Genomic DNA, 24,259 nt, shown 5'->3' on the forward strand with positions numbered 1-24,259 from the left:
AGTTCCGCGAAAACTCTGCTAATTTCGTATGTTGGTATGCAAACGCAAGAGGTGGCTGTCGCACCTTCTTTAAGAGTCATCTTAAAGTCCGACAGTGAAATTCTTGATGAAGTAACAGTCATAGCTTATGGTACTGCAAAGAAGAACTCACTAACAGGTTCTGTTGCTACTATCAAATCCAGTGATATGGAAAAGCTTCCAGTTACTTCATTTGAGAAAGCATTACAAGGATTGTCGCCTGGACTGCAGATCGCAAGTGTCTCCGGTCAACCGGGTTCGTCTACACAGGTACGTATTCGTGGTATCGGGTCTATGTCTGCCTCAAGTACCCCACTTTATGTTATAGATGGAGTTGCTATTGAAGCTGCAAACTTAAGTGAAGTTGCAAATACCAGTAAATATGGAACAAGTGCAAATCCACTTTCAAACTTAAATCCGAATGATATTGAGTCTATTACCATCTTAAAAGATGCTTCTGCTGCTTCTTTGTACGGATCACGTGCGGCCAATGGTGTTATTCTGATCACAACGAAGCAGGGTAAAAAAGGACAAGCCAAGGTTAGTTTTAAAGCTCAAATGTCATCTTCCAAACTCCCTTCTGGTGGTTATGATTTGATGAATGCCTCCGAACATTATGCTCTGTATTATGGAGGCTTCTATAATAATAATATTGCTAAAGGCATGTCCTCAGAAGAAGCTTCCGCTGCAGCCAACAAATCCACACAAAGCATGTATGGGCGAAATCCATATAATGTTGCTAACCCTCTGGATGCTTCTGGCGACTTGACATCTGGTGCTCAATTGATGATTGATACCGATTGGTTGGATGAAGTCTTCAGAACCGGGATGTCACAAGAATACGATATCAGTGTAAATGGAGGAAACGAGAAATCAAAATACTTCATTTCTATGGGATATATGAATCAAGAGGGTATTGTGATTGGTTCGGATTTTGAACGATATTCAGGTCGTACAAATGTCTCAACGGAAATTAAACCTTGGTTCAGTATGGGTATCAATTCCACTTTCTCTTTGGCAAAACAAAACACTCCTGTAGGTGGAGGTGGCGGTGCTAGTCCTTTGACTAATGGTATTTTCCTACCCAATGCTGTTCCTGTATATGATTTGGATGAAAATTTCCAAATGCAATATGATGAAAATGGCAAACCTCTTTATAACTTCAAGAATCCCATATTTCAGGATATGAATGTTATATCATTTGCACAAACTGACAAATATGCAACTAACACATACCGTGTTTTGGTAAATCCCTACGTGGATTTCAACTTTTATGGAGTTCATTGGAAAACAAGTCTTTCATATGATTATATCAATTTGGATGAAACGCAATGGTATAATGCGGAACATGGTAATGGTAAAGCTGCACAAGGACGCTTGTACAAATATGCCATTTGGAACAACACTTTTGGATTGACCAGTACATTAAATTATAATTTCAACATAAAGGAAGACCATCACTTCTCGGTATTGGCTGGTTATGAAATCTATAATAAAGAGTACAAGCGCACTTATGCACAAGGAACAAAATTTCCGATTGGTGGTTTGACAGAGCTGAATGTAGCTGCTACTCCGCAAGAAGTAGGTTCTGTAACAGATAAAGAGCGCATGCTTTCTTATTTTGGTCGATTAAATTATGATTATCAGAATAAATATTTTGCCTCATTCAGTATCCGCTCCGATGGTTCTTCACGTTTTGCACCGGGACATCGTTATGGTACATTTTGGAGTGTCGGATTAAATTGGCGTATCAGCGAAGAAAACTTCATGAAAGATATTACTTGGCTCGATGACTTGAAACTGCGTGCCAGCTATGGTACTTCAGGTAACAAAACATCTGATTACTTATATGGTTATCAAGCCTTCTATGAAGGTGGAGCCAATTATAACGGAGAGTCTGGCTTCAGACATTCTCAATTAGCAAATCCTGATTTGTCATGGGAAAAATCCAAAAACTTCAATGTGGGGTTAGATTTTGCAGTACTTAACAGTCGCCTACATGGATCCATTGACTATTATATCAAAAACTCTGATGAACTGTTATTGGAAAAACCTTTAGCCGGTTCTACGGGGTTGGACATAATTATGTCTAATTTGGGTGGTATGCGCAACTCTGGTATAGAAGTAGATTTGCATTCCCTGAATATTCAAGCCGGAGACTTTAATTGGGGAACCGACTTCAATATCTCTTTTAACAAGAATGAAATCACTTCTTATCCCGAAGAACAGGAAGTTGTTGGTACAAAAGTTCGTACGGTAGGCTACAGCCTTTATGAATTTTACATGCAAGAATGGGCCGGAGTAGATAAAGAAACCGGTGCTCCACTTTGGTATAAAGACGTAAAAGATGATAAAGGTAATCCGACAGGTGAAAGAACTACCACTTCAACTTACTCTACTGCAGACAAATACAAACTTGGTTCTGCACTTCCCAATGTATTTGGAGGTTTGAATAATACATTTACATTTAAAGGATTAGACCTTTCATTCCTCTTTACTTATAGTTTTGGAGGAAAGATATATGATGCGTACGAAGCCAATTTGCTGAATGATGGTAACAACAACGGTTATCAAGCCATCAAAGATCAAGCGAATTATTGGACAAAAGAGAATCCAAACGCTCCGAATCCTGCATTCTTGCCCAATAACACTTCAAGTTCTCATTCTACATCAAGCCGCTATTTGCACGATGCAGATTTCATTAAATTTAAAAATATCAACTTAGGTTATACTCTACCAAAAAAATGGACACAGAAGATACAGTTGGAGACAGTACGTTTCTTTGGAAGTCTGGAGAATATCTGTGTATGGAACTTGGATGGTAGTTTCAAAGGTTACGATGTGGAATTGGGAGGTGTAACCGGAGTATTGGACGGTGCAGGTACGGTTCCATTGCCTCGTACAATCTTATTTGGTATAAATGTTGGTTTCTAATTTAAAATTGAGATTACGATGAATAGAATAAAGCAAACTATAATAGCACTTGCAATAGGTCTTAGCTTGGCAAATTGCGGTGATGATTTTTTGGATACTACTTCTTCGGACCAAATGTCCGATTCTAACACCTTTACTACGATAGACGGTGCGCAGCAAGTGTTGACCGGTGCTTATGACTGGTTGACCAATGGCTGGTTGGCTCATATGACCAACCAATATATTTTCTTCTTGCCTGACATTATGGGAGATGACGCATTGGTGACACCTGACCCCAACTACAATTATGGACGTTTTGTGTCTCCTTATCAATATACAGTTTCTCCAGGAAGTACCTATACTGATGACCCGTGGAAGGGATGTTACAGTATCATAGATAATACGAATGCCATTTTGGATAATATCGGAAACCTGGCAGAAAGTGCAGAGCGTAACAGAATTGAAGGTGAAGCGCTATCTCTAAGAGCTTATACTTATCATTTCTTAGTAAGAATGTATGCCAAACCTGTAAACAAGTACCCGGATAATCCGAGCATAATTTTACGTATTTCTTCTGGAACAGAAGACCTTCCTCGTGCTACAGTAAAAGATGTTTATAATCAGCTTGTCGTTGACATGGAAAAAGCATGTGGATTGTTGGACCAACATTCTTCTTCATCCAAGGCATATATCGGTGCGAATGCTGCTCATGGAATTCTTGCACGTTTGTATTTGGATTTAGGTGATGAAACAAATGGTATCAAACATGCCAATGCTGCATTGAAAGGTGTTAATTTGATGAATACGGCAGTTTACACAGCTGATTTCTGTGAAGTTAACTCAGAAACACTTTGGGCTTTCGAATGTCCAACTGATGATAATCAATTCTATCTTTCATTACCCTCTTTCTGGTATTTGTGTGGAGATGATTATGAAGATGCTGTTATTGGTTATAGCTCATTACGAGTTTCAAAGGCTTTGATTAATCTAATGGAAGATAAAGATATACGCAAAACTCAGTTCCCGAAAGATTCTGAAATAAACGATTATATCAGTGAAACAGGATACTTGACAACAAAGATTCATAGTCGTAATAATGAAATGGGACAAGGCTCTTTCAATATGCTGCGTGGTTCTGAGATGTATCTTATTATTGCTGAATTAGCTGCTGACAAACAGCATTATGATGTGGCTAAAGAAGCATTAAATGTTGTTCGGATAGCTCGTGGATTGGATAAATATAGTGGAACGGATGCCGGTTTAGCAGATGAGATACAACAAGAAAGAAGGCGTGAATTATTTGCAGAGGGACATCGCCTATTCGACATGAAACGTAGAGGTTTAGCATTGACAAGAACTGGAGTTGACGGACACGATTTGTGGACCAGTCAATTAGACCTTCCTGCTGGTTCTGATAGATTTGAATTACCTATTCCGCAAGCAGAGATTGATGCTAATGGAGAACTGACAAATAATGATCAGAATCCTGCTTATAAATAAGTCTGTAAGAAGGAGTATATCTGATTTCTGAACTTTCAAAACATCTCTATTTGATAGGGTGTTTTCTAAATAAAGTGTTTTAAAAGCCGTTCACTGTGAAGTAAGCGGCTTTTGTTATTCTATCTTTTCCACTTTATTTCTGCAACAATCATTTCCAAATAGGACGTATAGAAATCTGCTGCCGGGGATTAACGGTTATTTCTTCCTCGTCTTCCAAAGTAATAATTATGCCTTTAGATAATTGATAGTTGTCGTACCAAGTAAGTATCTTCCACAAATCCTATATATGATTTTATCGTGTCCGGACTTTTAACATCGACAGCCTTAGTTACAGAATTGTACGCAAAGCGATGAGTAGCGTTACTTGCCAAATAATACATCATCTCTCCAAGCTGCCTTTCATTGCTTATCTTGTTTCGCACCACTACATCCTTATAAATGATGTCGGTATAGAGTGAAAGCAAGTAGTTATCATTATCTGACTGAATGTATTGAGGAAAGTTTCCTATTCCTAGGTATTTTTGTATTTCACTAAGGAGTAGCACCTTGCCTTCTGCAGCATAAAATGTATCTTGTTTTATTGCTACTTGCTCTAGTTTCAGGAATTCATGGAAAGAAGAAGGATAAAGTTCCATAGTGACATATCTGCCAGTAAGAAAAGTGCCCAACTCTTTACTAAGTAGATTGGCATTACTGCCGGCAACAAACACCTTGCTCGTTTCTCTGCTCATAAATAACTTAGCGTAATAGACTTTTATCCACACAATCTTCCTCTCTTTATATATATTGCTAATATACAAAAAAATATGATATAAATAGAGAAACTTTCGATTGCCAATAGAAAGTTTTGTAACAAAGGAACCTATTTTTTATATGGAATTGCAAATTAAATTATGAACAGCATCTGAATGAAACAGATTACAACGATGAGTTAAACCTTGGAAGGGAATAATTCCACCGGAGTTGTTTGGAAAATAAAGTGTTTTTGATAGAGGTTGTCAAAATGTGAACTGCACAACCTCATTTTTTATTCTAGACTCTCGCAACAACAATCAACTTTTAAAAAACAATAACTATCAATTATCCATAATCTTATAAAAATATTGTATGTTTGCAATTAGATAAATGCATGAATATGGATTCTAAAAAACAACTCTACATCATTAGCGGTTGTAATGGTGCTGGTAAGACTACGGCATCTTATACTGTGTTGCCGGATGTTCTGGAATGCAAGGAGTTTGTCAATGCGGATGAAATAGCTCGTGGATTATCTCCTTTTAATCCCGAAAGTATGGCCATTGAAGCCGGACGGTTGATGTTGCAAAGAATCAATGAATTGCTGAAAAATCAACAAAACTTTTCTATAGAAACCACACTTGCCACAAGATCTTACACTCGCCTTGTCCATCGTGCACAAGAACAAGGATATAAAGTCAATTTAATATATTTCTGGCTAAGTTCGCCCGACTTGGCTATTCAGCGTGTAGCTCAACGTGTACGTAATGGTGGACACGACATTCCAAAAGAGGTTGTGCTCCGGCGTTATCAAGCAGGTATTGATAACTTTTTCAATATTTATATGCCTTGTGTGGACTATTGGCTATTGGCAGATAATAGCGAAACACCCCGTATAATTGTTGCTGAAGGTGGACGAGGAATGAAAATGCATATACATCACATTGAACGATTTAATAAAATACAAAGTTATGTCAGAGAATGAACGAAAAGAACTAAGCGAAAAGTTACATTTCGGTTTGGCATTAGCCGAACGTCGTATGCTTGAAGAAAAAGCATTGCGCAATGAATGCATTATACAAGGCTTGCCCAATGGAGAGATTAAAAGTGTACCGGCACGTATCATACTGCGTAAACTTTATGGAGAGGAGCTGAAACGATAGAAATATCCTCTCTTCAATAAACAGCAAACCTGAATTGTCTGCATGACACGAGAGTCAGCGCGGATTACAAAGTACATTCTTTATTCCCCTGAATTATAATAAAAAATATATCCACTCAGTCTTCGTTATTCTATGTAGACTATATTCTCTTACAAGAAAATCTCCTCATTACGTTTTTGACATGCTCCAAACAGTAGTTTTTCATAGCTATAGAATTCTTTACTCCAATTACTTTGTATTTGGAATAATCTCCATTTATAAGATAGAGACAATTACATGGTGTTCTATGCATAAAATGGATAAATAGGTAGGATAGTGTTTATGTAACCATTATAAATTCAATAGTATTTTACATAAGGGTTTACATTCTCATAGATGGAATAAACAACACGAGTAAATAATTGACAAAAAGCAACTAAATGATAGATATTGACAAAGCCCTTCTAGTTTTTGAGAAAAAAGATCCTGACGTTATGATTATAGCACATCAGTACAGAATTAAACACCTTCAAATCAGGATATTACCATTACAAATAGTATTATATAAGTAGATTGTCATTTACAGTGGATATGTATAGAGTATCTTCTCTAGAGGAATACTTTATTTCAGGAGCTCTTTTTATTTATTTTATATTGCTTATTATCAACAATATAGACATAATGTAGTTCCGCGAAAACTTTGGTAATTTCGTACATCGGCATGCAGACTCAAGAGGTTACAATTAAGCCGCATGTACGGGTTGTCATGCAGAGTGATACTGAACTTTTGGATGAAGTTGTAGTTGTTGCCTATGGTACTGCTACAAAAAGATCCTTCACAGGTTCCGCTACTGAAATTAAAGGAGACCGTATTGCTAACAAAAATCCGTCCGAATTATCTAAAGCGCTAACCGGTGAAGTAGCAGGTGTACAAGTTATTTCAACTAGTGGACAACCCGGCTCAAATGCAAGCATCAGAATTCGCGGTTTAGGTTCTGTAAATTCAAGCCGTGCTCCGCTGTATGTAGTGGATGGAATCCCCTTTGGTTCAGATTTAAGTGGAATTGATCCTTCAGACATAGAGTCAACTACCGTATTGAAGGACGCAACAGCAACAGCTCTATATGGTTCAAGAGCTGCCAATGGAGTAATTTTGCTGACCACCAAAAGAGGTAAAAAAGGAAAAACGCAGGTTGAGGCAAATGTAAAATATGGTATCAACACCCGTATAATTCCTCTTTATGACACGATGGAAAATCCTGAAAGGTTTCTTGAACTGACATGGGAAGGTATTAAAAACAAATATATGTACCGCGCGAACAATCCTAAGGATGAAGCTACTGCCAAACAATATGCAAGCGAAGACCTTTTTGATGCAGATTACGGTATTGCCCCCGTATATAATATGTGGAAGGCTGAAGGTAAAAATCTGATAGATCCTGTTACTGGAAGAATGAAGGCAGGTGTAGTCCGCAAATTTACTCCGGAGAAATGGGAAGATTATATTTTCCGTACAGGAGAAAAAGTAGAAGCCAATGTTAAGATATCAGGAGGTAGCGACAAGTTATCACATTATACCTCTTTCGGTTACTTGAAAGATGAAGGATACTATATAGGTTCGGATTTTGAACGTTTTAATGCCCGTTCCAATCTGTCTCAAGACATCACCTCATGGTTGAAATCAAATGTTAATATGGCTTATAGCTATATGGAACTGAATAAGCCCGGTCAAGGTGACAACATGAACAATGGTTTCCAATTCATTAATTTTATGCCTTCCATATTTCCGGTATTCCAACGTGATGCAGATGGCAATAAAATAAAGGATAATGTGGTCGGAGGATATCTGTATGATTATGGTATGGCTGAAGGTTATGGACGTCCTTACGCTTCAGGCGTAAATCCAGCCGGAGCGATTCAATTGGACAAGAATGAGTACCAGTCTCATTCATTCAACGGAAATGCCATGTTTGAAGCAACTTTCTTGAAAGACTTCAAAGGAACGGTAAACTTTGGATTGCAATATCTTGGTACAAAAAACAATGAATTGACAAATCCATATTATGGTGATGCAGAGGGGTTAGGACGTATTTTCAAAAACATGAGTACATTCTTCAGCTTCACGTCAAACCAGATATTGTCATGGAAGAAAAGTTTTGGTGTGCACAATCTCGATGCATTCGTTGCGCATGAATCTACATTCTACAAGTCATCTGACAACTATGGCCAGAAATCAAAGATTGTTCGTCCTAACAATACAGAATGGTCTAATGCTGTAATTATGGACTATATGGATTCTCAAACCTACGGGTTTGACATGGAAAGCTACTTCGGACAAATTAGATATGATTATAACGATAAATATTTCTTTCATGGAACATTAAGACGTGATGGTTCATCACGTTTTGCCAAAGGGCAGAAATGGGGAACATTCGGTTCTATCGGCGCCGCCTGGGCCATCACTAACGAAAATTTCATGAAAGACGTGAGCTGGTTGAAGAATTTGAAATACAAGTTAAGTTGGGGTGTGTTGGGTAACCAAGACTTTATCACCAATCCTACCATTGCAGGTTATTATCCTTACAATGATTTGTATACGATCGGTAACCTGAATGATGAAATCAGTTTTAGCTTTAAATATAAAGGTAATCCTGATTTGACATGGGAACGCAGCGAAACATGGAATACTGGTATCGAGTTTAATATAGCCGATATTTTGGAAGGTGAAGTGGAATACTACAATAAGACTACCAAAGATATGTTGTTCCTAAAGCAAGTATCTCCATCGCTGGGATATGCACAATACCCCGTCAATGACGGTAAAATGGTCAATAAGGGTCTCGAATTTTCTTTGGTGGCACATCTTGTGAAAACGAATGATATAAGTCTTGATTTACGTGTTAATGGTGGACATTATAAGAATAAAATGACCCAGATGCCTATGGATGATACCACAGGAAAAGAAAAGCCATTGGAGATACAAGGTGCTTACGGATGGTCGAAAGGACATTCTCTGTATGATTTCTATATAAGAGAATATGCCGGTGTAGATCCAGAAACCGGTATGGCATTATACAACTCATACTATAATGTAAAAGCCGATGGAAGCAAGGACTTGATTACAGATATGGTAACTTACCAGCAAAACAATAAGATAGAGCGTTTGGAAGTAGAAAAGACCTCCGATTATAACAACGCAACTAAGAAATATGTCGGGAAATCAGGTATTCCGACTTTACAAGGGGGATTCGGTTTTGATTTAGCTGTTAAAGGTTTCGAATTAAATACGACTTTCTCCTATAGCTTAGGAGGATATGCTTACGACGGTGTATATGCTACATTAATGTCTAACAATACACCTGGTAGTGGAAACTGGCATAATGACATTGAAAATCGTTGGCAAAAGCCGGGTGATATAACAGACGTGCCACGTTTAACTTCCGGATATGACGAATATACAAATGCATCTTCTACTCGGTTCATTACCAGTCGTTCTTATTTGAATTTATCCAATGTAAGATTATCCTACACATTCCCTAAAAAATGGATGAATAGAATGAACATTGGTTCCTTGTCGGTTTATGTTTCCGGTGACAACCTGATGTTCATTTCGGCTCGTAAGGGATTTGTCTCAATGGCAGGAAATACCGTCAGTACAGATCCTAATGAGGATTCCGGAGGCTCTGACAGAAGTCAGTATGCTCCATTGAGTACTATTATGGGAGGTATTAAGATTCAGTTCTAACAATAAAATCATTTGAATATGAGAAATGTAATATATAAAATAGCAGCTTGTTCTGCATTAGTAGCCTTGGTGCTTTCTGGCTGTAAAGAATCTTTTCTGGAGGAAGATCCAAATGGATATATTTCATCTGACCAGATAAAAGAAAATGCAGTGTGGAATCCTAATATCATGTTAGGTCAGGCATTAGGTACGTATTCCACAACATTTGCCTGGCAGACAGGCGGTACGACGAATCACGACGATTTCGGACAAAAATCCATTGATATTGCCACAGATTTAATGAGTGGGGATCTGGCAATGAGCGGAGAAACCTACGGCTGGTTTAGCGATGCAGCTAGATTGCAGTGTAATACTACCACAAAAAATAGAACCTACATGCTGTGGAGGTATTATTACCGCATCATCAAGGCCTGCAATGAAATATTTGACACTGTAGGAGGAGATGAAAGTGTACCGGCTAATGAGGATAACCAAAATTATTATGCACAAGCAAAAGCTTTGAGGGCTCATTCGTATTTCAATTTGGTGAATTTATATGCAAAACCTTACGATATTGATAAAAATGCTAAGGCCATACCTCTTTACCGTTCTCAAACCACAGCAGAGACATTAGGACTCTCCACAGTGGAGGAAGTGTATGAACGGGTTATTATCGACTTGAAGGAATCAATAAATATTTTGGAAGAGTTGGAATCAGCAGGTATTGGTCGTCCCAACGGCACTAAGGACCAAATCGACCAATGGACAGCTAAAGGAATACTTGCCTATGTTTATTTGACCAAAGGTGAATATGAGAATGCTGCTGCATTAACTTCCGATATTATCAATAACTCAGGATATCCTTTGATGAGTGAAACTGAAATTATCGAATCTGGATTCCGGAGTATCAATATCGGTTCATGGATGTGGGCATTTGATATTACCAAAGATAACACCGGAGGTTTGCCCACATTCTGGGGACAGGTAGATTATTTCACTTATAGCTACTGTTCTGCAGGTGATTATAAAATGATAGACCATAATCTGTATAATGAAATACCTGAAACAGATACTCGTAAACAGTGGTTTCATCCGTCTGTATTGATTAGCTGGTATAAATTTTATGATGCCGGAAGAAAAGCAATGGGAGACCGTACATGGACAAATGATATTGTTTACATGCGAGTTGAAGAGATGTACCTGATAAATGCTGAAGCCAATGCACGGGCAAATCATCTGCCCGAGGCAAAAGCAGCATTGAAGGCTCTATTAGAACAGCGGGATCAGGCCACGGCTGCAGAAGTGGACAATATGAATGCTGATCAATTACTGGAAAACATATACTACAACTGGCGTGTAGAAATGTGGGCCGAAGGACGAGGTTTACTTACCTTGAAACGTTTCCACAAATCAATGGTACGTGGTGACAACAACTACGCATTGACTGGTGAAACAATCTCATACGATGACTCCAGATTGATCTTTGAAATTCCAGAGCGTGAAGTAACGAATAATCCCAATTTGCAGAAATGATAAAGTGCCACATTAGATTGTGCAAATCAGATGAATAAAAGAGGGAGAGTATCTAAATTTAGAATACTCTCCTTTTTTAATATAACGAAATCTGGTTCTTGTTGTATAAAGAGGGCAACACAAATCATTGCAGATGCACTGACATATCAATCTTATTTAGACTGCTTCAATAACCATATTTCAAAGAATTTATCGTAAACCTTGTATTCTCCAAGTTCACAAGTAACAAAATCCTTGTCCAACAATCCTTTTATAGCTCCTTGTACTGAGCTGGCTGTCAATTTATAGGTTTTCAAGAATCTGGAAGAAGTTATTTCCCTTGCTTTTCCTTCTTTGCAAATGGCAAACAATACCTCCTTTTGTTTGGGAGGAAGTTGATAAAGAAGAGAGGAATAAGTAAAATTCAACTGAGACTAAATGTTTTCGATCGCTATGCTCACTTTGTCTGCCGTACAAATTTCACCTGTAGCTGTCATTGCATACAATGAGTTGGAGATGAATTGAATATACCATGTAATGCCCTCAAAACGTTCATATACGTTCTGAACAGTTTCTTCTGTAATGTCTTTATTGGCTATGAGGAAATGTTTCCTAATAAACTTTGTGTAAGTTCCTATGTCTATTGGATGTAATTCCATGATGGCTGTACTTTGATAGAAAGGGCGTGCTGGACTTGTGAATATTTCGCCCATCATATGCCGTTGGGAACCTGCATAAATAAATCTTGCATTTGCGCAATGCTGAATATGGGTACGCAATACAGCTTCAATATTTTTTCCGGATATTTGGCAATAGCTTGAAATTCGTCAATAGCCACCAGGCAGGGCTTGTCGGCCTTCTCCAAATAATAAAAAATTTCATCCAAAGTAATAGAAGGAGTTTTTATATCTCCCATCTCCAAATTCCAACCGGGATTTCCTGCAAAATCAAATGAAATTCCCGCCCGAAGCGATGACAAGCAACTTAAAAACAAATCCCACGCTTTTCTACCTCGTGGTTTCAGACCATTCATAATTCCTTTGCCAAGCTCAAAAACAAACTCTTGAAGATTCTTAGTCGCATATATATCAATCAAGAAAATATAATATTCCTTTTCGATATGTTTTTTGATGAAAACAATGTTCTATTAAGCCCGTCTTTCCTAAACGACGAGAAGATATTAAAGCTACATTGTTACCATTTGTGATATAACGGGTTAATGTTCCGGTTTCAGCTACACGGTCACAAAAATATTCAGCGGATATATATCCATTGGTTATGAAAGGGTATTCTTCTCCATAAAGTGAATGCTTTATACAAAAAAAATTATAATCTTATTATAATGCAAATATCACAATGCTTTTGTATCGATTCTCCAACTTTGTTTCATATAATCTGTCAGAGGAAATCTGTTGATTTACTCTTCTCATATTGGAAATTAAATTATAGATTTACAATCTTTCTTTATCCTCTGCCAACAAAAAGTTTCGCAGTGAAATCTGTTTAATTCCTTTGTAATTTCCCCCGCTTTGCATTTCATCCATTGTAACTACATATTTGGGGTAATTGTCTGCTATTTCCAAAAGATTGCCAAATTCTCGCCTAACAGTTGCATCATCGGGAAGCATATATGCTACTTGGATATAGACTTTATGGTCGTCCTTGGAAGCAATGAAATCAATTTCCTTATTGCCACTCTTTCCGACATATACTTCATATCCATATCTTAATAAATCAATGCATACAACATTTTCCATTAACTTGTTGATGTCTTTTCGAAAATCAAAATGCTGTATGGAATTATGTAATCCCAAATCTTCAAAATAATATTTCTCACCAATCTCAAAGATTTTCATCCCTCGGATTTCAGCTCGTTGAATTTTGTAAATAAAGAAACTATTGCACAGTGCCTTTAGATAGTTCAGAATTGTCTGCGTGGGAATGTTGACGTGTTGCGACTTTAAATATTTACTAATATTCTGGGCAGAAAAAAGAGAGCCGGTATTATCTATCAGATAAGCTACGAGATTCTCCAAAAAAGATACATTCCGGATTGATTCACGTGCAACCACATCTTTTAGTAGGATAGTAGAATAAACGTTTCTCAAATACTCGAATATGACATTCTTGTCCATTGTTAGATTATGAATGTATGGCATACCTCCGAATGTAAGATAGAGTTTTAGACTTTCGGTGGAGTCTTGGCGTTGATTGAAAGTTAAGAATTCCCCATAGCTAAGTGAGTGAATGGGAAATTCTATATATCTTCCTGCCAATTGAGTAGCAAGTTCACTGGACAGCATTTTAGCATTACTTCCGGTGCAATAGATATCACATTTATTTTCGTTCAATAAACTCCGCAGACACAATTGGAATTCTTCAATCTCTTGGATTTCATCTACAAAAAGATAGTTATGATTATACCCAGTAACCTTCTTTAAAACATATTGATAAAGATCCATGTAGTTCCTAATTTCCGTGAAGGCAAGTTGCTCTTTATCTACAAAAATGATATTGGCTTCCGGTATGTTTTTCTTTATGATATCTGATATCTGTAAAAGAATGTAGCTTTTACCTATCCTACGTTGGCCGGTTATTACTTTTATTATACTTTTATCAATAAACGGTTCAATTCTCTTTATGTATAAAGGACGGGAGATATAATTTTTCATATTCAAACATGATTTAGTTTATATGCAAAGATATAAAATATTTCAATTATAATTGAATATTTCTATGTATATTCCACATTCATACATTATAAATAATATATGTAAACTAAATATTTCTCAACAAAAAAGAATTTTGGGACTTTTATGGATAAAATCTATATTTCAAGATAAATTCCTCTATATAATTTATCGTTATTCTTGAATAAAAAACATTTGTTGGGTTAATTAGTACATCACAAATTAAAAGGGTAGAATGAAATTTAATAATAACGTGCTTATTATCAGCTTTTAATTATTCAAAATGGTATGAAATGGGTACTTCAAACCACTTACCTCCCTTCGCCATATACCTTTATATAGAATATATAATAGAGTAAGCCTTGTTTTATAATGATTGTAAATTATTAATTTTCAGCAATATACATATATTGTAGTTCCGCGAAAACTTTGGTGATTTCTTATATTGGTATGCAGACGCAGGAAGTGGCGATTAAGCCGAGTGTAAAAGTGACAATGAGAAGCAATGCAGAAGCTTTGGATGAGGTTGTGGTAGTGGCATACGGTACTGCTAAAAAAGAATCGTTGACCGGTTCTATCTCGGTGGTTGACAATAAGAAAATAGAGAAGCGCATCACAACCAGCGTAACCGGTGCACTTGAAGGTGCCGCACCGGGTGTACAAGTGAACAATACATATGGTGAACCCGGTTCTGCCCCCAGCATCCGTATCCGTGGTTTTGGTACATTGGTTTCAGGTGCTTCAGATCCTCTGTATGTAGTGGACGGAGTCCCTTTCGATGGAAACATGGCCGAACTAAACTCTAATGATATTGAAAGCATGTCCATCTTGAAAGATGCTGCTTCGGCTGCATTATACGGTAACCGTGCTGCCAACGGTGTTGTCATCATTACAACCAAGAGCGGACGAAACACTCACAAACCGAGTATTACGCTGCAAATGAATCAAGGTATGTATAACAGAGGTATTCCCGAGTACGACCGTCTGGATGCAGACCGCTGGATGGAAGCTACCTGGATGGCCAAGAAGAATGCCATGATGAGCAATGCCGGCATGTCGGCAAGCGATGCTGCCGCATATGCCACGGGACACGTGGTTAGTGAATCTATCGGTCGTAATATCTACAATGCCGCTGGTGATAAGTTGTTTGACAATAACGGTAAACTGATTGCCACTCGCCTGGCTGGCTATGACGACTTGGACTGGCAGAATGCCATCGAACGCACGGGACACCGTCAGGAATACAATCTTTCTGCCGCCACTTCGGGAGAGAAATACAACGTGTATTCTTCCATAGGCTACTTGAATGAGAAAGGATATGTAAAAGCCACAGGTTACGAACGTTTCTCCGGGCGTATCAACACTACTTATACACCTAACAAGTGGTTCAAGGGTGGCGTGAACCTGACTGGCTCGTGGACCAAGCGTGACTATAACAGTAATGCCAGTGGCAACTATTACGCCAATCCGTTCTATATTACTCGTTATATGGCTCCGGTCTATCCGTTGTTTATGCACAATGCCGACGGTACATACCAACTGGATGCCGATGGTAACAAAATTTATGACACCACCTCATCTTATCTGAGTAACCGCAACATCGCTTACGAAATGTTGTATAATAAGCAGGAAAGTGTGCGCAACGTATTGGGCGGACAAGCTTTTGCCACCATCTCGTTGCCGTATGGACTTTCATTAACTGTAAAAGGTGACCTGAACAACAGCACTTCGAACAATAAGAAATATGACAATCCCGAAATTGGAGACGGTGCTACGAATGGCGGTCGTTTGACAAGTTATGCCTACCAATACAAGACTGTAACCTTGCAGGAAATTCTGAGCTGGAACTATCAATTTAATCAGGTACACAACGTGGAAGCTATGGTGGCTCACGAGAACTATAGTTGGGAGCGCAAGTACACTTCCGGAATGAACACCGGTATGGCTGTAGACGGAAACCTTACTATGGGCAATTTCCTTAACAACTCTTATTTTTCCGGAAGTGATGATGAGGACAAGACGGAGTCTTATCTGGCACGCGTAAAGTATAATTATGACAACCGTTATTTCGTAGAAGGTTCGTTCCGTCGTGACGGTTCCTCACGCTTCCACAAGGACAATCGCTGGGGTAACTTCTATTCTGTTGGTGCCAGCTGGAACATGAAACAAGAAGCTTTCTTGCAAGATGTAGATTGGGTGGATGCCTTGAAGTTGCGCGCGTCCTATGGTGAAGTCGGTAACAATATGGGCGTAAGCCTTTATGGTCACATGGCTCTTTATACCATTGACAAGAACGGTGGTGAAGCCGCTTTGGTAAAACAATCACTTTCAGCACCGGACATCAAGTGGGAAACTACACAGACGGTGGATGTTGCCGTAGAGGGGCGTCTGTTCAACCGTCTGAACTTCCAAATAGGCTATTTCGACAAACGTTCCAAAGACCTACTGTTTGAGGTACGCCTACCGCTTTCTGCCGGTTCTTATCCTTGGGTTGCCGATACTGCCCCGATGAACCTGACGCAATACAAGAATATCGGTACCGTGTCCAACCGTGGCTGGGAAATCTCTTTGAATGCCGATGTCATCAACAACAATGACTGGAAATGGAACATCGGCGTAGACGCTACTTTCCTGAAGAATAAAATCGTGAAACTGCCCGATGGAAAGGACATCTTGCATGGTATGCAAAACTACTCCGAAGGACACTCCATCTACGAATGGTACACTTACCACTTCGAAGGTGTGGACCAGATGACCGGTACTTCTCTCTATACACTGGATCCGGACAAGAAAGCCGCCGCCCAAGAAGCCGGTGCATTGACTACCATCAACGGTACGGACTATGCTACCGCGACTTCATACGCCAAACGTGACTGGGCCGGCAGCGCACTTCCTACGGTTTACGGTTCTATCAGCTCAGCTCTTTCTTGGAAAAACTGGGATTTGAACATGCTGTTTACTTATTCTTTAGGCGGTAAAACATACGATGGTAGCTATGCCAGCTTGATGGGGGTGTCTGAATCCGGTGCTGCCGGTAGCGCTTACCACAAGGACATCCTGAATTCTTGGAAAGAAGTTCCTGCGGGAATGACAGAAACTTCTGCCAATCGCATTGATCCGAATGGAACTCCGCGCACCGACTTTTACAAATCGTCCGACCTGAATGCCACCAGTGACCGCTGGCTGACAAGCTCTTCTTACTTCGTATTCAAGAACCTGAATCTCTCCTACAGCTTGCCCAAGCGTTGGCTAAAAAGTGTAGGTATAGAAGGCCTTTCGCTGACTGCCGGTGTAGAGAACCTTTTTACATTGACTTCACGCAAAGGATTGAATCCGCAGTATTCCTTCAACGGAGGTTCGGACGATACGTATGTGACAGCCCGTGTTTATAACTTCGGACTGACTGTGAAATTCTAAAGGTATAACCATATAATTTGTATTAGAAATGAAAAAGATTATCAATAAATTGTTCGCAGGAAGCCTATTGGCAGGTATGATGCTGGTGTCTTCTTGCGCCGGTGACTATCTGGATACAGCACCTACTGACTCAACCGGAGCAACCGATGCCGTAGGTACCACGGCCAATGCCATGAAGGCATTGAACGGTATCGCCAAAATCATGACGACACAACACTCCTATTTTGGAGGTGGATTTGCTGGTGAGAACAACATAATGATTCAGTACGAAAGCTACCCAAGTGAAAATTACAATTACAATTATTATGCATCCGGATGGTCTCCTATCTTCAATCAAGAGTTCCATACGCGTACCAACTCCATTTACGATGCTTACGCATGGTATTACTATTATACCATAGCAGGTAATGCTAACACCATTCTTGCCAATATAGACAATGCCGAAGGTACGGAAGCGGAAAGGAATTTTGTCAAGGCATCTGCACTGACTTTCCGTGCATACGCTTTCGAGAAACTGATACACTACTATTGCTGGCGCTGGCAAGATTCCAACAATGGCGCTTCGCAGGGGATAGTACTTCGTTTGGACGAATCTACCGATGGACAAGGTTATGCCACATTAGCTGAAACGTATGCACAGATTTATAAAGATTTGGACGAAGCCATCATGCTGTTTGAGCAAAGCGGTATGGACCGTAATGCCTCACAAGTATGGATGCCGAACATCAATGTGGCACATGCCATCTACGCCCGTGCCGCTCTTACCAAGCAAGATTATACCAAAGCATTGACTGAAGCTAAGCTGGCTCGCCAGAACTACCCACTCATGAGCAATGCAGAATATCATGCAGGGTTCTGTAATCCAACCAGTGAATGGATTTTCGGAAGCTTTGGTAGTGCACAAGAGAATAACTGGTATTGGAGTTATGGTACTCAGTATGCATGCAACGGATATTATGCCAATGCGGCAGGGGCGGCAAACGGTGCAGGCTCTATCGGTCGTGAACTGATTAATCGCATTCCCAACAACGATGCTCGTAAGGCACTGTTCCTAACCGAAGACAAATTCCCCGGCTATAACTTCAATGACGGTTCAGCCATGGATTTAGGCTACGGCATTCTTGGAATGGGAGATGATGAGAAAAAAGCAGATGCTCTTTGGGAAGAAGCAGCTGCCTATTGCCAGAAAATGGCGGTCAGTGGCCTGGAAGCTCCTTATCAGGCTGGTTATATGTATCTGGGGGGACAACTGAAGTTTTATGTATTCGACACTCCGGGCGTCAGCTACCTGCCTTTCATCCGTTCATCGGAAATGGTATTGGTAGAGGCAGAGGCTAATTATTTCTTGAATGACGAGACTGCTGCTCGTGCCGCACTGGTAGAACTGAATGCCACTTCCGGACGTAATCCTGAATACACTTGCGACAAGAGTGGCGAAGCTCTTTGGAATGAAATTATGGACTATCGCGAATTGGAACTCTGGGGTGAAGGTTTTGCATGGAGCGACTACAAGAGATGGAACCGCGACATAGTCCGTCACAGTTTTGCCGAAGGTGGTAATGCTCACATTTCCGTTGCAAAAACCATTCCTGCCTCCGGTGTCAACAAATGGACATGGGATGTACCTTTGAATGAAACTGATTACAACGATGAGTTGAATCTTGGAGGAAAATAATTCTACCGGAATTATTCTATAAATAAAGTGTTTTTTGAGAGAGGGGATGCTATAAAGCATTCCCTCTGTTATTAGAGGAGAACAATAAAAGCGTTTCCACACTATTCTCAGGATATTTGCCTGCCATTTGGTATTCATCAATGATCACTAGAGGGGAGGGCTATCTATATAGCGCAAGTGGGAAAGGCAAGTACTTTGCTCCACCTCAATTCGTAAAACGTACTTTGGTAAACAGATATTTCATCAAGAAGAAAATAAGGATAGATGATATGTGAGAAATGTGGAGTTCTCAAAAGAGTCCTGTACTTCTCATACCTGCGGAACAATCAACTTTTAAAAAACAATAACTATCAATTATCCATAATCTTATAAAAATGTCGTATGTTTGCAATTAGATAAATGCATGAATATGGATTCTAAAAAACAGCTCTACATCATTAGTGGTTGTAATGGTGCTGGTAAGACTACGGCATCTTACACTGTGCTACCGGATGTTCTGGAATGCAAGGAGTTTGTTAATGCAGATGAAATAGCTCGTGGATTATCTCCTTTCAATCCCGAAAGTATGGCTATTGAAGCCGGACGGTTGATGTTACAAAGGATTAATGAATTGCTGAGAAATCAACAAAACTTTTCTATAGAAACCACACTTGCCACAAGAACTTACACCCGCCTTGTCCATCGTGCGCAAGAGCAAGGATATAAAGTCAATTTAATATATTTCTGGTTGAGTTCGCCCGACTTGGCTATTCAGCGTGTAGCCCAACGTGTACGTAATGGTGGGCACGACATTCCCAAAGAGGTTGTGATTCGGCGTTATCAAGCAGGTATCAATAACTTTTTCAATATTTATATGCCCTGTGTGGACTATTGGCTATTGGCAGATAATAGCGAGACACCCCGTATTATTGTTGCTGAAGGCGGACGGGGGATGGAGATGCATATACATCATATTGAACGATTTAATAAAATACAAAGTTATGTCAGAGAATGAAAGAAAAGAACTGAGCGAAAAGTTACATTTCGGTTTGGCATTAGCCGAACGCCGTATGCTTGAAGAAAAAGCATTGCGCAATGAATGCATTATACAAGGCTTGCCCAATGGAGAAATTAAAAGTGTACCTGCACGTATCATGCTGCGTAAACTTTATGGAGAAGAACTGAAACAATAGGAGTATCCTTTCTTCAATAAGCAGCAAACCTGGATTGCCCGCACGATATGAGAGCTAGAGTGGGTCACAAAAGCATATTCTGCATTTCCTGATTATGATAAAAATATCTCCACCCAAGCGACGTAATTTCATGTAGACTATATTTTCTCATAATAGGTATTCCTCATCAGAAAAATATAATCCCAAACAAGAAACCAAAAACATTGTTTACTACATAAATCTTTGGGGAATTAAAGAACTAAACCTTGACTGAACAATCGTTTTTCCATCCGAAAAGGGCAGGTTTACATTTTTGACATACTTCCAATAGTAGTTTTTCGCAGTTACAGAGTTCTTTACTTCAATTACTTTTGTATTTGGAATAAACAAACGGATATCTCCATTTAAAATAAGGACAATTGCATAGTGTTCTATGCATAAAATGGATAAATGGGTAAGATGGTATCTATGTAACCTTTATAATTTCAATAATATTTTATATAATGCTTTACGTTTTCATGGATGTAACAAACAATACAAGTAAATAATTGACAAAAAACAACTAAACGATAGATGTTGACATAAGCATTCATTCTTAAAAAAAAGAAATCCTAACGTTATGATTATAACATATTAGTACAGAATCAGACTATTATAAATCAGCACATTACTATTACAAATAGTATCATATAAGTAGATTGTCATGTATAGTGAACATGTATAGAGTATCTCCCAAAGGGGAACACTTCCTTTTGAAACTTTCTTGAATTATTGTACCTCCTTTATTACCAACAAGATACACATATTGTAGTTCCGCGAAAACTCTGGTGATTTCGTACATCGGTATGAAGACTCAAGAAGTGGTAATCAAACCGAGCGTAAAAGTGGTTATGATGCCTGATACAGAGATACTTGATGAAGTAACAGTAGTGGCTTATGGCACTAAACGTAAACAAGATTTGGTGGGTTCTATCAGCAGTGTAAAGAATGAGATTATCAGTAATTCACAAGCTACATCCGTGTCCAATGCATTAGAAGGAGCTGTGGCTGGTTTGCAAGTTGTAAGTTCTTCCGGCCAGCCGGGACAAGATGCCAATATCGTATTACGCGGTATCGGTTCTATTTCGGCCAGCAACAATGCACTGATTGTAGTAGATGGTGTGCCCTTCAACGGCAAGTTGTCGGACATCAACCCTACAGACATTGCTTCAGTGAACGTGTCGAAAGATGCTGTATCCAACTCTTTGTATGGTTCCCGTGCAGCAGGTGGTGTGGTCATGATTACTACCAAGACCGGACGCAAAGACAAGGTGGCCATCAACTTTAACGGCTCCTGGGGTGTGGCACAGCGTGCGTACAAGGACTATGATATGGCTACTGATCCGGGAGAGTTCTACCGTTTGTCTTGGTATGGTCTTCGTAACACCTATTGGGCGGCTGGAAAATCCATTGAAGACTCTAATTTAGCAGCCAGTCAGGATTTGCTGGGCGAACTGGGTAATTACAATGCTTATATCATCCCGCAAGGAGAGTATCTGGTAACACCAGATGGAAAACTTAACCCCAATGCACGTCTGCGTTATAATGATTCGTTTGCCGATGCCTTGTTCGACAATGCCTTCCGTCAAGAGTATAATGTATCTGCATCGGGTGGTAATGACCGCACAGATTACTATGTATCTATGGGCTTTCTGGACAATGACTCTTATGTGCTAGGTTCTTCTTATGAGCGCTTTACGGCTCGTGCCAACGTTAACTCTCAGTTGAAATCCTGGTTGAAGGTAGGTACCAATGTAGGCTATTCCAAAGCAACTCAGAATGGTGTACAAGAGAATGCCGGAGCTGCCTCCAATCCTTTTGAGGTGGCACGTTCTTGGGCTCCCATCTTCCCGGTTCATGCCTATGATGCAGAAGGTAATATGAAATATTATGAGGACGGAAGTCCTATGTATGATGCCGGAAACGGTGAGACAGACGGTACATCTAAACGTCCTACGGCTACTAACCAGAATGTGATAGCCAATATGAAAGAGGATATTCGTGAAACTGTGTACAATAATCTGACTTCACGCTCGTATCTGGAAATCTCGTTCTTGAAGAATTTCAAGTTTACAGCAAACTACAGTTATGATTTCACGAACAGTAGCCAGACAGTATTCTACACTCCGCTCATCGGTGACGGACAGTCTTTCGGTGGTCGTGGTACAAAAGGAAGCTACAACACTACGACTACCAACTTCAACCAGATTCTGGCCTACAGCAATGTTTTTGGCGATAACCACCACTTGTCGGCCAAGATAGGTCACGAGTACTATAAGTATGAATATCAGTATTTAGCAGGACAGAAGACCAATTTCTTTAATCCGAACAATCCGGAACTGGACAACGGTGGACAAATGCAATACATTAACAGCTACACGGCAAACCATAACATCGAGGGGTATTTCGGTATGGCAGACTACGACTATAGCAACAAATATTATCTTTCTGCAGCCTTCCGTCGCGACGGTACTTCCCGCTTCTTGGACCGCTGGGGTAATTTCTGGTCGGTAGGTGCCGCTTGGCGTATTTCCAACGAAGCATTCATGGAGGGTACAAACTCTTGGTTGAACGACTTGAAACTGCGTGCGTCTTATGGTACCCAAGGTAATGAAAGCATCCTTTCGGAGTATGACTATGCCTATGTGTACACGCCTTATCAAGACCAATACACAGTTACTTGGAATGGTTCAGAGTTGGGTTATTCACCGGAATTCTACGGTAATCCGGACTTGACTTGGGAAAAGCAGAAGACTTTTGACGTGGGAGTAGATTTCCGTCTATTCGACAGAGTATACGGTTCATTCGAATATTTTTATCGTCGTACAGACGATATGCTCTTCAAGCGCCCTGTAGCTTACTCTACAGCCGGACGTCCGTATAATTGGGAAAACCTGGGTGCGATGAAAAACACTGGTATAGAGTTTGAAGTGAATGTGGATATTTTCAATCAGCCCGACCTAAAGTGGACGGTATCGCTCGTGGGATCTCACTACAAGAACCGCATCGTGACACTGCCCGAAGAAAACCGTGAAAATGGTATCACTTCCGGTCCGTTCAACCTGCGCGAAGGTAAGAGCCGCTTTGAATACTATACTTATATGTATGCCGGCATGGACGAAAAAGGAAATGCCATGTGGTACATGGATGAGACAAACGAGAAAGGGGAAGTGACAGGCCGTACTACCACCACCACTTATGCAGACGCAACCCGCTACTTCATTGGAAAATCTGCACTGCCCGATTTCAACGGTGGTTTGAGCACTACTTTCTCTTACAAGGGAATTGACCTTTCTATAGCAACGGCTTTCCAAATTGGTGGCTATGCTTATGACTATTCTTATCTGTCCGGCATGAGCTCCTCATTCTACGTAGGTCATAATAAGGATATGTGGAAAACATTCAACCCTGAGACCGGTCAAGGTTCACTTCCTATTTGGAATGCTGACAATGCTTCCAACTCTTTCACTCAGCAATCAGACCTCAATCTGATAAAGGCCAGCTACTTCAGCATCCGTAACATCACTTTGGGCTACACATTGCCGAAGAACCTGACGCAGAAATTGGGTGTTGAGAAACTGCGTATCTATGCTACGGCAGATAATCTCGGCTTGTGGTCCAAACGTCAGGGATTTGACCCTCGTGTGGCAATGGCTGGTTCTGATGATGAATATGGAGGCTATTCTCCGATGCGTGTGATTTCCGGAGGTATCAACCTTACATTCTAAACTAAAAAATAAAAT

13 protein-coding genes and 1 pseudogene are annotated in these 24,259 nt (G+C 39.8%); 11 read left to right on the top strand and 3 right to left on the bottom strand.

Annotated features, from left to right (window positions below):
- Positions 1 to 15 precede the first annotated feature (15 nt).
- The gene (locus DWY55_RS01880; protein WP_074668627.1) at positions 16 to 2,952 is read left to right on the top strand and encodes a SusC/RagA family TonB-linked outer membrane protein; all 2,937 of its coding nucleotides are present in this window, start codon (positions 16 to 18) and stop codon (positions 2,950 to 2,952) included.
- An 18-nt stretch (positions 2,953 to 2,970) separates the two neighbouring features.
- Positions 2,971 to 4,431, top strand: a complete 1,461-nt coding sequence (locus DWY55_RS01885; RefSeq protein WP_005824584.1) for a RagB/SusD family nutrient uptake outer membrane protein — start codon at positions 2,971 to 2,973, stop codon at positions 4,429 to 4,431.
- 233 nt (positions 4,432 to 4,664) lie between these two features.
- Here DWY55_RS01885 and DWY55_RS01890 read toward each other — a convergent pair whose 3' ends face one another.
- Complete coding sequence (locus DWY55_RS01890) at positions 4,665 to 5,162, bottom strand: AAA family ATPase (RefSeq protein WP_243633628.1); 498 nt, start codon at positions 5,160 to 5,162, stop codon at positions 4,665 to 4,667.
- Positions 5,163 to 5,566: 404 nt separating this feature from the next.
- Here DWY55_RS01890 and DWY55_RS01895 point away from each other — a divergent pair, with 404 nt between their 5' ends.
- The 4 genes from DWY55_RS01895 to DWY55_RS01910 all read left to right on the top strand — a co-directional run bounded on the left by DWY55_RS01895 (position 5,567) and on the right by DWY55_RS01910 (position 11,565).
- On the top strand, positions 5,567 to 6,151 hold the full coding sequence (locus DWY55_RS01895; protein ID WP_005824335.1) for a zeta toxin family protein: 585 nt from the start codon (positions 5,567 to 5,569) through the stop codon (positions 6,149 to 6,151).
- Positions 6,138 to 6,329, top strand: a complete 192-nt coding sequence (locus tag DWY55_RS01900) for a hypothetical protein (RefSeq protein WP_005824336.1) — start codon at positions 6,138 to 6,140, stop codon at positions 6,327 to 6,329. The genes DWY55_RS01895 and DWY55_RS01900 overlap by 14 nt, the downstream gene beginning before the upstream one ends.
- A gap of 679 nt (positions 6,330 to 7,008) precedes the next feature.
- A complete protein-coding gene (locus DWY55_RS01905) occupies positions 7,009 to 10,053 on the top strand; it encodes a SusC/RagA family TonB-linked outer membrane protein (protein WP_080597346.1) in 3,045 nt (1,014 codons plus the stop codon).
- A gap of 18 nt (positions 10,054 to 10,071) precedes the next feature.
- Complete coding sequence (locus DWY55_RS01910) at positions 10,072 to 11,565, top strand: RagB/SusD family nutrient uptake outer membrane protein (RefSeq protein ID WP_005828414.1); 1,494 nt, start codon at positions 10,072 to 10,074, stop codon at positions 11,563 to 11,565.
- A gap of 152 nt (positions 11,566 to 11,717) precedes the next feature.
- Here the strand turns inward: DWY55_RS01910 and DWY55_RS01915 are convergent.
- Together DWY55_RS01915 and DWY55_RS01920 are read right to left on the bottom strand one after the other, a co-directional pair.
- Positions 11,718 to 12,860: pseudogene (locus DWY55_RS01915) on the bottom strand (AAA family ATPase).
- A gap of 135 nt (positions 12,861 to 12,995) precedes the next feature.
- Complete coding sequence (locus tag DWY55_RS01920; RefSeq protein WP_005828427.1) at positions 12,996 to 14,216, bottom strand: ATP-binding protein; 1,221 nt, start codon at positions 14,214 to 14,216, stop codon at positions 12,996 to 12,998.
- Between the two features lie 423 nt (positions 14,217 to 14,639).
- Here DWY55_RS01920 and DWY55_RS01925 point away from each other — a divergent pair, with 423 nt between their 5' ends.
- The 5 genes from DWY55_RS01925 (at position 14,640) to DWY55_RS01945 (ending at position 24,244) form a co-directional block, all read left to right on the top strand.
- Positions 14,640 to 17,651: a SusC/RagA family TonB-linked outer membrane protein gene (locus DWY55_RS01925; protein WP_279387219.1), complete on the top strand. Its 3,012-nt coding sequence runs from the start codon at positions 14,640 to 14,642 to the stop codon at positions 17,649 to 17,651.
- Positions 17,652 to 17,679: 28 nt separating this feature from the next.
- A complete protein-coding gene (locus DWY55_RS01930) occupies positions 17,680 to 19,326 on the top strand; it encodes a RagB/SusD family nutrient uptake outer membrane protein (RefSeq protein ID WP_119979549.1) in 1,647 nt (548 codons plus the stop codon).
- 409 nt (positions 19,327 to 19,735) lie between these two features.
- Complete coding sequence (locus tag DWY55_RS01935) at positions 19,736 to 20,320, top strand: zeta toxin family protein (protein WP_034523328.1); 585 nt, start codon at positions 19,736 to 19,738, stop codon at positions 20,318 to 20,320.
- A complete protein-coding gene (locus DWY55_RS01940) occupies positions 20,307 to 20,498 on the top strand; it encodes a hypothetical protein (RefSeq protein WP_005835040.1) in 192 nt (63 codons plus the stop codon). Before DWY55_RS01935 ends, DWY55_RS01940 begins: the two co-directional genes overlap by 14 nt.
- Positions 20,499 to 21,301: 803 nt before the next feature.
- A complete protein-coding gene (locus DWY55_RS01945; protein WP_080597311.1) occupies positions 21,302 to 24,244 on the top strand; it encodes a SusC/RagA family TonB-linked outer membrane protein in 2,943 nt (980 codons plus the stop codon).
- Positions 24,245 to 24,259: the final 15 nt, after the last annotated feature.

This window comes from Bacteroides sp. AF25-38AC (assembly GCF_003602995.1).
Lineage (GTDB): Bacteria > Bacteroidota > Bacteroidia > Bacteroidales > Bacteroidaceae > Bacteroides > Bacteroides uniformis.